This is a genomic window from Flavobacterium frigidimaris, from assembly GCF_002217275.1.
GTDB classification, from domain to species: domain Bacteria; phylum Bacteroidota; class Bacteroidia; order Flavobacteriales; family Flavobacteriaceae; genus Flavobacterium; species Flavobacterium aquidurense.
Genome location: NZ_MUGV01000033.1, coordinates 46,166 through 59,869 on the forward strand (window position 1 = coordinate 46,166; position 13,704 = coordinate 59,869).

Consider the following 13,704-nt stretch of genomic DNA (forward strand, 5'->3'; position numbering starts at 1 on the left):
TGTGCCTGCATGAATGTGTCTTTGTGCCTTTGAAAATTCTCTGCTAAAATTATTTTTATTGATAAATGGCCCAAAATAAAGTCTCTTAATTTGTCATACCGATAGTGATCTGGAGTAGCAAAAAAACAACCTTAATTTATAGATTCTTTAGCAAAAATCAGAATTCGTAATTGTAAATTTACTTTGTAACTTTGTAGCTTAATGTTTTACCAAATGAAATATAAAATATCTCTTTTTTTGCTTTTGATTTTTTCGTTGAATTCATGTCAAAATGATAATGAAAAACGTCTTGCTGAAAACGCAAAAGAAGAAAAGAAGAATGAAAAAATCTTCAATAATATCAATAAAGCCTGGGTTTTTATCGACGAACCAATTAATGAAGCTTCAGAGAAAAATGTAAGTGCGTGGAATGAATGGCGTGAATTTCTGAAAGAAATTGGTGAAAAACCAAGAAAGACAATTGGTGCATTTCAGAAAAAATCAACTGCTATTTCAAAAAAAGCAATAGCACTAAACAATAATATTCCTGCAGAATTTAATCAGCCTCAAATAAAAAGCCGAATTTCTATTTTGATTACGAAAGTCAAAATGATGGATTTATTTATTCATTTGAGTTCAATTCCAGACGAAAAAGTGACTTTTTTAATTGGAGAAATCAACAAAGAACTGGTTTCTTTAGAAAGACAAATGGATAAGATTGTTGAGAAAAATAAAATTCCAAAAGAAGAAGGAGAAGCTGATTTCTTAAAAATGTTAGATACGACTCGCGCCATTCCAAATTCAGGACCTGTGCCGCCAATACAAAATTCGCCTAAAGTTGAGTAAAAACGCCTTATATACCACCTACGACAATCTGCCAAAAACAGAGCAGATTGCCACGCCATTACTAGAGCAAAATCAGGTAAAAATGCATCTTAGCGGTTTGTTGGGATCAGCAGTTTCTTTTATAATTCGTGCTGTTTTCAAAAAAACCGAATTGCCTTTTTTAATTGTTTTAGACAATAAAGAAGAAGCCGCTTATTATTTGAACGATCTAGAACAAATGATTGGCGAGCAGGATGTGTTGTTTTATCCGGCTTCATTTCGTCGCCCGTATCAGGTTGATGAAACGGATAACGCCAATGTTTTGCTTCGCGCTGAGGTTTTAAACCGAATTAATTCACGTAAAAAACCAGCCGTAATTGTTACCTATCCGGAAGCGCTTTTTGAGAAAGTAGTAACCCGACAACAATTGGATAAAAACACTTTGAAAGTGGCACTGAGCGATAAAATTTCGATCGATTTTATCAACGAAGTGTTATTTGAATATGAATTCAAAAGAGTTGATTTTATTACAGAACCGGGAGAATTTTCCGTTCGTGGAGGAATTGTCGATGTGTTTTCTTTTTCGAATGATCATCCATATAGAATAGAGTTTTTTGGTAACGAAGTCGACAGCATCAGAAGTTTTGATGTAGAGACACAATTATCTGTAGAAACGCATAAAAAAATCACGATTATCCCGAATGTCGAAAACAAGGTATTTCAGGAAAATCGCGAAAGTTTCTTAGATTATATTTCAGAGAAAACGGTTCTTTTTATTCAAAATACCGACGGACTTTTCAGTCAGTTAGACAAACAATTCGCAAGAGCGGAAGAAGCTTTTGAGAAACTTTCAGGCGAAATAAAACACGCTACTCCAGAACAATTATTCTTAAATCAGAGTTCGTTTATCAAACGGGCCTTGGATTTTTCGATAGTAGAATTGGCCTCAAAATCAATTTTCAAAACCACTAAAAAGGTTGAATTTCATTTTCAGCCACAGCCTTCTTTCAACAAACAATTTGATTTGTTGCTGAATAATTTGAGCGAAAATCATTTTAACGGGTATAAAAATTACCTTTTTTGTTCGAATGAAACGCAGGCAAAACGTTTTCACGATATTTTTGAAACTTTAGACGAAGCCAATTCAGAGAATATTAGAAAGCAATATCATACGATAGTTTTGCCTTTGTACCAAGGTTTTATTGACGAAGAAAATCAAATTACGGCGTATACCGATCACCAGATTTTTGAGCGTTATCATAAATTCAACATCAAAAACGGTTATTCTAAAAAGCAAAATATTACGCTGAAAGAATTAACGGCACTTTCGGTTGGCGATTACGTAACCCACATCGATCACGGAATTGGAAAATTCGGTGGTTTGCAGAAAATTCAGGTGGAAGGCAAAACGCAGGAAGCCATAAAATTGGTTTATGCCGATAATGATATTGTGTATGTAAGCATTCACTCGCTTCATAAAATCTCCAAATACAACGGAAAAGACGGAACACCTCCAAAAATCTATAAACTAGGATCGAACGCCTGGAAAATTTTAAAACAAAAAACCAAAGCGCGTGTCAAACATATTGCATTCAACTTAATTCAGCTTTATGCAAAACGCCGTTTAGAAAAAGGTTTTCAATTTGCACCTGACAGTTATCTGCAAAACGAATTAGAAAGTTCGTTTATTTATGAAGATACACCAGATCAAACCAAATCGACACAAGAAGTAAAAGCCGACATGGAAAGTGATCGCCCAATGGATCGTTTGGTTTGTGGAGACGTAGGTTTTGGGAAAACAGAAGTTGCGATTCGTGCTGCTTTTAAAGCCGTTGATAATAGTAAGCAAGTTGCCATTTTGGTTCCAACAACTATTTTAGCCTACCAACATTACAGAACTTTTACCGAAAGATTAAAAGATATGCCGGTTTCGATTGGATACTTAAACCGATTCAGAACTGCCAAACAAAAAGCACAAACTTTAAAAGATTTAGCCGAAGGAAAACTGGATATCGTAATTGGAACGCATCAATTGGTCAACAAAAATGTCGTTTTCAAAGATCTTGGTTTGTTGATTGTCGATGAAGAACAAAAGTTTGGTGTAAACGTAAAAGACAAATTAAAAACGATTGCCGCAAATGTTGATACCTTGACATTAACCGCAACGCCAATTCCGAGAACACTTCAGTTTTCATTAATGGCAGCGCGCGATTTGTCAGTAATTACAACGCCTCCGCCAAACAGATATCCGATAGAAACAAATGTGGTTGGGTTTAATGAAGAGATCATTCGTGACGCAATTTCGTATGAAATTCAGCGAAACGGACAGGTTTTCTTTATCAATAACCGAATCGAAAATATAAAAGAAGTAGCAGGAATGATTCAGCGTTTGGTGCCAAATGCCAGAGTCGGAATTGGTCACGGGCAAATGGAAGGCGCGAAACTTGAGGAATTAATGTTAGGTTTTATGAATGGCGATTTTGATGTTTTGGTAGCAACCACAATTATCGAAAGTGGTTTGGATGTACCAAATGCTAACACGATTTTCATCAACAACGCCAATAATTTCGGATTGTCAGATCTGCATCAAATGCGTGGGCGAGTAGGGCGAAGCAACAAAAAAGCATTCTGTTATTTCATCTGTCCGCCGTATTCTTCTATGACTGAAGATGCCAGAAAACGTATTCAGGCTTTGGAGCAATTCAGCGAACTCGGAAGTGGTTTCAACATCGCCATGAAAGATCTTGAAATTCGTGGTGCGGGAGATTTATTGGGTGGTGAACAAAGCGGTTTCATTAACGAAATTGGTTTTGATACCTACCAAAAAATCATGAACGAAGCCATCGAAGAATTGAAGGAAAACGAGTTCAAAGATTTATATCCGGAAGAGAACGATATTGAAACGAAGGAATACGTAAAAGATTTACAAATCGATACCGATTTTGAATTGTTATTTTCTGATGAATACATCAATAATGTTACAGAGCGTTTGAGTTTATACAACGAGTTGGGTTCTGTAAAAAATGAAGAAGAACTGGTTATTTTTCAAAACAAATTAATTGACCGTTTCGGGCCAATGCCTCCGCGTGCCAATGCCTTGATGAACAGTATACGCATTAAATGGATTGCAACCAACATTGGAATCGAAAAACTGGTAATGAAAAAAGGCAAAATGATTGGCTATTTTGTCTCCGATCAACAGTCAGATTATTATCAATCTTCTAAGTTCAGAAAGGTTTTACAATTTGTTCAAAAATACAGCTCACTTTGTCAAATGAAAGAAAAACAAACGCCTAATGGTTTACGACTTTTATTGACTTTTGAAAATGTAAAATCTACTAAACGAGCGTTGGAATTGATGGAGATGTTGGGAGAGGAATAAGAGATTATTTTATCAGGTAATCATATTGTTTTAACAACCCTGATTTTCTAATTTCAAACAAATCTTCAATATAGTAGCCATATTCTACTGTAATTTTTCCATCGTTTATTTTAGTATAGACTTCAGGGAAATTTTCTTTGATTTGTTTAAAAAAAACATCTTGATATTCAAACTCAATTGGAGTTATGAAATTTATTTTTTTTGGTGTAAAAAGGTCAGTAAAGATTGTATTGTATAATCCTTTTGGTTTTAAAGGAGATGCCCATTTACCTTCTTTTGTCATATAAACATCATCAAAAACATATCTTGTTTGAATTAATTCTCCTTTGTATTCTAGCACGTATAACAAACAATAATCGTATTCGGTAAAACTAGTTTTAAATGGACTATAATTTTGTTGAAGTGGAGCTGAATGCGGGGGGGTAGGTTGTAAATTGAATAGTGTCTTTTTTAAAATCGCCATAGATATTTTTAACTACCAGATATTTTGATAAAACTCTAGAAGTTAAAGCGCCAACATTGCAGTAACTTGATGGAGATTCCCAAATTTTAATTTTCTTACCAATAAAGACATACATTTTGGTTGGTTTTTCTGGATGTGCAGGCCAAACTTCACAGGGTTCTAATTTTGCGATTTCTTGTGAAAACACTAATTGAAATGTTAGCAAAAACAATATAAGATATCTTTTCATTTTTATATTATAGATGAGTCATAAATATACGATTTCTATTAAGGGTTTTGATTAAAATATTTCAGGGTTTTTGCAATGTAAAATCAACCAAAAGAGCTTTAGAATTAATGGAAATGCTGGGAGAATAATTTTATTTAGAAGCAGAAGAATTAAGTTTCAAAAGACGACCAGTCCCGCTATCCCTTGCAAACGAAGTTCACTGAACTCCAAATAAAATTAAAATTTAGTGAAGTAATCTTTTGTCCCGAAGCCCGGGACAAAAGGATTTCCAGTCCTATCGGGGCTAAAAGAGAGGTTTAGTAATTCTATTGACGTTGCTTTGAAAGAATAAATAAAAATGCCGGATGAAATTTTCATCCGGCATTTCCTTTTTTAAAAATATTAATTCACACTAATTCGTGAATTCGTGGCAAAAAAAAACATTATTTAATAATCAGTTTCTTCGACACATTAAATTCATTAGAATTAATATTTACGATATAAATCCCCGAAGCTAAATGATGATTAATTTGTCCTGAAGTCAAAAGTCTGTCTGTTAAAACCGTTCTTCCATTCATGTCCGAAACCGTGATCGAAGCCACATCTCCAGCTTGTAATTCAGGCATTAAGACATGAAATTCACTGTCAGTCGCCGGATTCGGATAAATTCCGATTACTTGATCAGTTTCTGAAACAGCATCAATTTTTAAAGCCGATTTACCTGTTCCAACTGTTGTTGGTTCTAGTTGCCACTGTGCACTAAACCAACCATCTTGTGAATTGCCATATTGTGCAGAACCCGTTTGGTTTTCAACATGAATAATGTTTCCAGACTGCCATCTGTTTCTTAATCTTGTCCATGTTCCATCGATATAATCGCTTGACCATTGTGCACTCCAAAATGTTGTATCGGTAATATTACACTGAACACTTCCAGTTTGACCTTCAATATTAATCAATTCTCCGGTTGCTACATTCTTCAATACAAAATAAGTCGCATCTATAGCAATTTTTTGCCATTTGTAATTGTTGCCAGAAACGGTAGTTCCGTAACCAACATTTGCTCCGGCATCAGATAAATAAGCTCCGGTCCATCTGTTTTTGATCGTGTAATAATTTCCTGTTGCAGTTGAAACCGTTACGGCGCAAGTACTTGTTTTACTGCCATCAACAGTTGTAACCGTAATTGTCGAAGTTCCGTTTGCAACCGCTGTAATTAACCCTGAAGTATTTACAGTTGCCACAGCTGTGTTACTTGAACTGTAAGTAACGTTTTTGTTTGTTGCATTAGCAGGAAGAATTGTCGGTGTCAATTGTTGCGTTCCGCCAACAGCCAATGAAGTTGTAGCTGGACTCAAACTTACACTGGTTACCGCAACATTTGTTGCATTAACAGTTACGGCACAAGTTGCTGTTTTTGCTCCGTCTTGCGTTGTTACAGTGATCGTTGAAATACCCGCTGCGATGGCAGTTATTAATCCAGTTGCATTTACAGTTGCGATGGCAGTATTGCTTGAACTATAACTAACAGTTTTGTTAGTTGCTGTTGCAGGCGCAACTGTTGGTGTTAGTTGTTGTGTTGCACCAACCAATAAAGTTGCCGTTGTTGGCGATAAAGTAACTCCGGTAACCGCAACAACAGTTCCTGGATTCGAATCATACCAGGTATTGTTCATGTACCAGCCTGTTTTGTTTCGGCTTAAATCGGCAGTTTGACTGGTTCCGTCATTGAAAATTAAATTAGTCGACGTTACATTGGTGAACGTATAACTGTACCAGCCATTTCCTGTATCCGTCATATTAACTCCCGGCCAGGTTGCATTTGCTAAAACTCCCGCTGGCAAAGCACTCCAATAATAAATTTTAATTCCAGTTCCCCAGTTTGATGGTTTGTAGAAATAAACAGTAAAATTACTATTTGGATTTACTGTAATTGCAGCAACTGCGGTTTTATTTCCATCTTGCGTTGTAGTGGTAATATTGGCTGTTCCTGCTGAAACTGCTGTTACAAGTCCGCTAGAATTTACAGTTGCAATTGCAGTATTGCTTGAACTATACGTAACATTTTTATTAGTAGCATTTGCCGGTAAAACGGTTGCTGTAAGCTGTTGCGTATTTCCTGCGTATAAACTTGCCGTAGTTGGTGTAACACTTACAGAAGCCACTGGAATTGCCGCAACTGTTATAGCTGAAGTTGCGGTTTTGTTTCCGTCAACAGTTTTTACTGTAATAGTAGTTGTTCCTGCAGCAACTGCTGTAACTAAACCAGAAGTATTTACGGTTGCAACCGCTGTATTACTTGATGTCCAGGTTACGTTTTGGTTTGTTGCATTTGCCGGAGCCAAAGTTGCAGTTAATTGTTGCGTAGATCCCAAACCAACAGTCGCTGTTGTTGGACTAACCGAAACGCCTGTAACAGCTACAGTAGCAACATTTGTATTAGTTAAAACAATATATTGAAAAGCATTGAAAGATTGTGTAGCTCCTGAAACCAATGTTACTGTAGCACCAGTATAGGCATCTTTATAGCTTCCTGCTAATGCTGCCGGAATCACAAATGTTTTACTGGCATTTCTAAGATTGGTCATCACAATAACTTTCTCTGTTCCTAATGTTTTTGTAAAGGCACAAATATCATCACTTGCATAAGGAGTCATTGTACCACGACGAATGGCTGCACTGCTATTTCTAAAGTTAAGAATTTTGGCAAATTCTGGTGTGGCAGCGGTATTGCTCCAGTTGATTTTTACAGTGGTATAAGGCCATGGAATTACCTGATTGAAGGCTACCTCTTGGCCGCTGGTTAAAAAAGGAACCCCTTTCATATAACCCGAAACTAAGAAATTTGCTACTACTCCGGCATTACTTTTAAATACGGTAAAAGGAGCAGTATCACTGTTGTTTTCTGAGTCATGGTTTGCAGTCCATCTCACTTCTTGCTGACTTCCTGTTGCATAGGTATATTCCATGTCATTGGTGGTTTGGAATCTTGTAGAAACCGGACCTCCTCCTGCAACATTTTTTAATGCATCATAAAACCACTTATCTCCAAAATTCATATCAAATCCGGCTTGAAAATTTTGTAAACGATCTCCTTCTGCAAGCATTAATAAGTTATGAGAAGTAATACCTCTTAAATTGCTAATAATTTCTGTCCAAAAATCAATAGGAGGATTATTGGCAAAATCGCAACGATACCCATCAATATTGGCTGCAAAAATCCAATAACGCATGGCGTCTTTCATTGCTGCGCGAAGTGCAGTATTGTTAAGATCCAGTGCGGCTATATCACTAAAGTTTGCCAACTGATTAATGGTTGTTCCGGTTCTTTGATAATATTCAGGGTGAGATACCGTCCAGGGATGATCCCATGAGGTTCCGTTTACAGCAATATCAAGCATTACTGCCATACCTTTGGCATGAGCCGCATCAACCAGATTTCGCATATCTGTTAGCGTTCCATATTCAGAACCTACAGATTTGTAATCTTTGATACAATAGGGAGAGTTTGAACTCCTTGAATCGGTTCCATAAGGGTAAATAGGCATTAAATAAAGTACATTAATACCAAGTGATTTGATTCGGTCCAAATCTGAAGTAACTGCGGCTAAAGTTCCGGAAGCACTATGGGGACGAATGTGAACCTGATAAATATTTGCATCTCGTGGGTCAGGAACTCCTGTATAAGGTGTGCCGTACTGAGCGGGATCTTGCGCATACACTGAACTTGCAAATAGTAATAGAAAACAGACTATTGTTTTCGTGAAATGAAATAATCTAGTGGTAATTTTGATTTTCATAATTTCGGTTTTTTGCATGCTTGTCAGCATCTCTAACTAAAATTCATTCTCACTCGCATTGGGTTTTAAATTTGACAAACATTTTGTGGTTAATAGTTTTCAAGTTTTTTGTTTTTAATATGCCCAAAATGGGCAATAGTTTTTTTTCGCCACGAATTCACGAATTTTTTTAATCTTATATAAATTAATAATTCGTGAATTCGTGGTGGAAAAATTAGTTACAAGGAGATTTTGTAACGATCTATAATTTTTTCAATCCCTTTAATTCTGATGTATTTCCTTCTTTGATGCTGATAGCAACACCACCGCCTGGAGCCAAATACTGTTTTAAAATTGTTTTTGAGGTTATAACAACTTTTGTGACAGTATATTTTTGTGGATTTTTATCCCAGTTGGCTTCTTTAGCATCAGCATAAATAGTGGCAATGAATTTTTTTCCGGCAGGTAAATAATCAAAAGTAATGTTGGCTATTCTCGCATTTTCGTCTGTGATTCCTCCCACAAACCAAGCATCTTTTTCTTTAGCTTTACGGGCAATCGTGATGTAATCTCCTGGCTCAGCTTCTAAAATATAGCTGTTGTCCCAATCGACAGCAACATCTTTAATGAACTGAAAAGCATCTGGAAAGCGCTCGTAATTCCCCGGAATATCAGCCGCCATTTGTAACGGACTGTACATCGTAACATAATATGCCAATTGTTTTACTAAAGTTGTGTTGACACGTTGTGTACTTCCAGTTCCGTAATACGAAAGATCAGTTTGGAAAATTCCCGGCGTATAGTCCATTGGACCTCCCATTAATCTTGTAAATGGTAAAATTGTAGTATGATCCGGTGCTAAACCTCCCATCGATTCAAACTCCGTTCCGCGTGCAGATTCCTGTGCAATCCAGTTCGGGAAAGTTCTGTTTAAACCTGTTGGTCGAACCGCTTCGTGACTGTCGATCATAATTTTATAATCGGCGGCACGTTTGGCTACATTGATATAATGATTCACCATCCATTGTCCGTCATGGTGTTCGCCACGCGGAATAATTTTACCTACATATCCTGTTTTTACAGCATCGTAACCGTTGTCATTCATAAATTGAAAAGCACGATCTAAACGACGTTCGTAATTCGTAGCAGATCCTGAAGTTTCATGGTGCATGATAATTTTAACTCCTTTAGAAGCCGCATAGGCATGAACTGCTTTCACATCAAAATCAGGGTAAGCGGTTACGTAATCAAAAACTTCTTCTTTCCAGTTGTTGATCCAGTCTTCCCAGCCAATGTTCCATCCTTCAATAAGGATTGCATCGAAACCATTTTTAGAAGCAAAATCAATATATTCTTTCGCTCTTTCTGTTGTAGCTCCGTGTTTTCCATTCGGCGTAAGCTTGGTGAAATCATCTGTCAACTTTACGTTGTTTTCTTTTCCGAAAGCCCACGTACTTCTTCCTGCTACGAAATATTCCCACCAAATCCCGATAAATTTTACCGGTTTGATCCAGGAAACATCTTTATAACTTGTTGGTTCGTTGAGGTTCAGAATTAATTTTGAAGCCAAGATTTCAGTGGCTTTATCACTAACGACAATAGTTCTCCAAGGCGATTGGGCATCTGTCTGTATATACCCTTTTGCACCAACTGCGTCTGGCGCTAAATGACTGCGCATTTTGTTGTTTACGGCATCAACTTCAAGATACATTGCCGGATAATTGATTAAACCAGCTTCGTGAATGTTGATGTATAAACCGTCATCAGATTTCATCATTGATGGCGTTTGGACAGCAAGTTCTTTTATTGGCCATTGTGAATTGATTTCAATCGTTGCTTTTTTCATCAACGAAGGAATCTCAGAAATTTTTGAAGTCGTATAAGCATATTCATTGGTATCATAATCTCCCGGAATCCAGAAAATTTTATGATTTCCAGCCAAATTAAATTCAGAACGCTCTTCTTTTATCACAAAATAACTCAGGTCATTTTGCTTTGGAAATTCATATCTAAAACCTAATCCGTCGTTGAATAAACGGAAACGAATGCGAATATATCTGTTGTTATTTTTTGCTTGCGCTAAAGTGACAACCAATTCGTTATAATGATTACGAATGGTTTTTTCTTCACCTAAAACCGGATTCCAACTTTCATCAACAGAAGATTGTGCTGTATTTGTAACGGTAAAACCATCCAAAAACGAAGGCATATTTTGAAGTTCTAAACCCAAAGAACTTGGTTTTATAACTGCTTTTTGTTTATATGATAATTGGTAAGACGGAATTCCGCCTTCTTTCAATTCAAATTTTAAGGAAAGATTTTTGTCCGGCGAAGTTATTTCCTGTGCCTGAATCCATAAAGAATTCACACATACAAAAAGTAAAAGCGCTAGTTTTTTGCTCAAACGAATTTGAAGCGGCATTTTGTGGGATTGAAAATTCATTGTTATTTAGTTTTTTGCAAATCTAATTTTAAAAATTGCTTTAATATTAGTTTTTTAAGACTAAATATTGAAAAGGTTGTAGTGTTAAGTCGGCACCAACAGTTACGGAAGTTCCGGTAAAAGCATCTTTCCATGTTCCTTTTAATGAAGGAGCAACCAGATATTTAACTGCTGAACTTGTTAGATTCGAAAGAACCAAAACTTTTTCTGTTTCGTTTACCATTGTAAAGGCGCTTATTTCAGTACTGCTATATCCAGTATAAGTTCCTTTTTTTATAGCATTGCTCGAATTTCTAAAAGCGATTATTTTTTTGTATTCTGCTAAAACAGAAGCATCCGCAGTAGTCCAGTCGATTGGCGTTTTTGCGAAATAATTGATTCTTTTATTATAACCAACTTCTTGTCCGTTGTAAATCATTGGAACAGATTTCATGTAAGAAGCGACAACAAACGCAGCAATAGAACCTTGTTTACCTCCGAAAAGTTCGTAAGGTGTTCCTTCAGCAAGGTTAACATCGTGATTACTTGTATATCTCACAATTCTATTTTGAGGATCGTAATTGTTAGCATATTCAGCTGCGTTTGCTTCCTGAATAGTAGTTGCAGGTTTGTTTTCTTTGAATAGTTTTTCTAAAGCTGTAAAAAAGTTAAATCCAAATGTATAATCAAAACCAGAAGCAAAATGATTCACTTTTGTGCCTTCAGCAAGCATTAGGATGTTTTGGTTTTTTTTAATAACTCTTAATTTTGTGATCGCATCGGACCAAAAATTTTGTGGAACTAAATCAGCATAATCACATCTAAAACCATCAATGTTTGCATTGTAAACCCAATATGACATAGCATCAATCATGGCGTCTTTCATTTCAGTATTATTGAAATCCAATTGCGCAACATCATTGTAATTTGTTCCCGGAGGAATGATGATTTCTCCTTTATCATTTTTTTGATACCAATTTGGATGTTGTGTAATCCAGGCATTATCCCACGAAGTATGATTGGCAACCCAATCAAGAATAACCGCCATATTTTTTTTGTGCGCTTCTTCAACTAAAACCTGAAGATCTTGCAAAGTACCAAAATCAGGATTTACTGCTTTATAATCTTTCACAGCGTAAGGCGAACCCAATTCTCCAGAAGCTTTTACCTTTCCTACTGGATAAACAGGCATTAAGTAGACAACATTTGCTCCTAGTTCCTGAATTTGCGTAAGCCTGTCCTGAACCCCTTTAAGAGTTCCTGCCTGGCTGAATGCACGAATGTTTACCTGATAAATTATTGCATCCTCTTTCTTTGGCATTTTGTCAAATGAAGCGCCATATTGTGTATAAGGCGAAGGGGCAATAGGGGTGGAATTGTCATCTGAAGAACTACACGAAATAAAAGCCAATGTAATTAGCAGCGTGTAGATGATGTTTATATTTGATTTCATATTTTTTTGAATTTGATTAAATAAGTACAAAGTTTAAAGATATCCTGCCTTTCGCTCAAAAAAGGCAGGTATCACTCAAACTAATCTAGCTTATTTTAATAATGATAGATTATTTTTTAACTATAGTACAAGTTGCAGTTTTAGGGTAACCAGTACTAGTAGGATCTGTTTCATTAATTTTGAAAGTAACTTCGTAAAGTCCTGCTTCAGGAATGTCATAAGCACCTCCATTATCTAAATTGATAGTGTTTGTTGAAGGATCTGCTGGTCCGTAATTAATAGTCCAACTGTTGTTTAGTCTGAATTTTAAAGCTCCAGGAGTTAAGTTGGTAGTAATTTTCCATGTTTTAGTTTGATGATCATAGCTCATAGGAGTACTATTATCCCAACCACCAGCTTGAGAAGTTCCAACAATTCCCCATGCATATGGAGTAGAACTCCATTTTAAAGTATTTAAATTTACTTTTATTTGATAGGATCCTGCTCCCGGTAGACTAAAATCAGTGTCGCTCATGTTTTTTAAATCAGCATTTGTGTCACCTGCACCGTAAAATTGAGCCCAGTTTCTTCCTTTATTTAATTTAAATCCAGGACCTGCACCTTCGGGTAAAGTCATGTAACCCTGATAAATTCCTAATTGAATTTCTGTTAAAGCAGCAGCTGTTTCTACAGCCCATCCCTGATAACTACCCGGCATATAGATTTCGCCTATAACAACAGTTTTCAGATAAGGTGTAACTTTAATTGTAACAGGATCTGAATAAATTCTATGATCCATAGAAGATTCTACACGAATTACTAATTCTCCTGCAACATTCGGTTTAAGCCCTAAGTCTGTGGCGATTTTATTCAATTCGAAACCAGTAAATGATTTGCTTAAAACATCTTCTCCAACGTCAACTCGTTTCGATTTTGCCCAGGCTTCGCTTCCTGTGATATCGGTAGGTAAATCAAATTGTATAGCATAGCTTACAGGTGCAGCAATAGGATATGTTACTTTTGGCCAGGAAACAAGTAAAGCGGATTGTTCTGAAGTATCTTCTTTAAGTACAATTGTACTAGATGAAACTTCAATCGAAGAAGGAAAAGTTACCGTTGCTAATGTTGTTAGTTGTCCTTCAGTTTCGCAGGAAGAAGCTAAAAAAAGCAAACTGCCTAATACGAATAATTTATTTATATGTTTTTTCATAATA

Annotated in this window: 8 protein-coding genes; 2 read left to right on the plus strand and 6 right to left on the minus strand. The window is 36.2% G+C overall.

What is annotated here, in order from left to right:
• Positions 1-213 precede the first annotated feature (213 nt).
• Positions 214-825 (plus strand): hypothetical protein, encoded by a 612-nt coding sequence (locus B0A65_RS17955; protein WP_074662815.1) that lies wholly within the window; start codon positions 214-216, stop codon positions 823-825.
• Positions 818-4,186, plus strand: coding sequence for a transcription-repair coupling factor (mfd, locus tag B0A65_RS17960; RefSeq protein ID WP_074662482.1), 3,369 nt, complete (start codon positions 818-820; stop codon positions 4,184-4,186). The genes B0A65_RS17955 and mfd overlap by 8 nt, the downstream gene beginning before the upstream one ends.
• A gap of 4 nt (positions 4,187-4,190) precedes the next feature.
• On the opposite strand, the gene B0A65_RS17965 is transcribed toward mfd, so the two are convergent.
• The 6 genes from B0A65_RS17965 to B0A65_RS17995 all read right to left on the minus strand — a co-directional run bounded on the left by B0A65_RS17965 (position 4,191) and on the right by B0A65_RS17995 (position 13,700).
• On the minus strand, positions 4,191-4,535 hold the full coding sequence (locus B0A65_RS17965) for a hypothetical protein (RefSeq protein ID WP_123890371.1): 345 nt from the start codon (positions 4,533-4,535) through the stop codon (positions 4,191-4,193).
• Between the two features lie 37 nt (positions 4,536-4,572).
• Positions 4,573-4,878: a hypothetical protein gene (locus tag B0A65_RS17970; RefSeq protein WP_074662488.1), complete on the minus strand. Its 306-nt coding sequence runs from the start codon at positions 4,876-4,878 to the stop codon at positions 4,573-4,575.
• Between the two features lie 422 nt (positions 4,879-5,300).
• Positions 5,301-8,657 (minus strand): Ig-like domain-containing protein, encoded by a 3,357-nt coding sequence (locus tag B0A65_RS23565; protein ID WP_242670306.1) that lies wholly within the window; start codon positions 8,655-8,657, stop codon positions 5,301-5,303.
• Between the two features lie 241 nt (positions 8,658-8,898).
• Complete coding sequence (locus B0A65_RS17985; protein WP_074662493.1) at positions 8,899-11,079, minus strand: glycoside hydrolase family 97 protein; 2,181 nt, start codon at positions 11,077-11,079, stop codon at positions 8,899-8,901.
• A 46-nt stretch (positions 11,080-11,125) separates the two neighbouring features.
• Positions 11,126-12,511, minus strand: coding sequence for an alpha-amylase family glycosyl hydrolase (locus tag B0A65_RS17990; protein ID WP_074662495.1), 1,386 nt, complete (start codon positions 12,509-12,511; stop codon positions 11,126-11,128).
• Positions 12,512-12,620: 109 nt separating this feature from the next.
• Entirely contained in the window at positions 12,621-13,700 is a 1,080-nt protein-coding gene (locus tag B0A65_RS17995; protein WP_074662498.1) for a SusE domain-containing protein, read from the minus strand.
• Positions 13,701-13,704 lie beyond the last annotated feature (4 nt).

What these genes read in the sequence shown, in the direction of transcription:
- B0A65_RS17990 (WP_074662495.1), bottom strand. Translation starts at nt 12,511, where the DNA reads ATGAAATCAAATATAAACATCATCTACACGCTGCTAATTACATTGGCT.
- B0A65_RS17985 (WP_074662493.1), bottom strand. Translation starts at nt 11,079, where the DNA reads ATGAATTTTCAATCCCACAAAATGCCGCTTCAAATTCGTTTGAGCAAA.
- B0A65_RS17970 (WP_074662488.1), bottom strand. Translation starts at nt 4,878, where the DNA reads ATGAAAAGATATCTTATATTGTTTTTGCTAACATTTCAATTAGTGTTT.
- B0A65_RS17955 (WP_074662815.1), top strand. Translation starts at nt 214, where the DNA reads ATGAAATATAAAATATCTCTTTTTTTGCTTTTGATTTTTTCGTTGAAT.
- B0A65_RS17995 (WP_074662498.1), bottom strand. Translation starts at nt 13,700, where the DNA reads ATGAAAAAACATATAAATAAATTATTCGTATTAGGCAGTTTGCTTTTT.
- B0A65_RS23565 (WP_242670306.1), bottom strand. Translation starts at nt 8,657, where the DNA reads ATGAAAATCAAAATTACCACTAGATTATTTCATTTCACGAAAACAATA.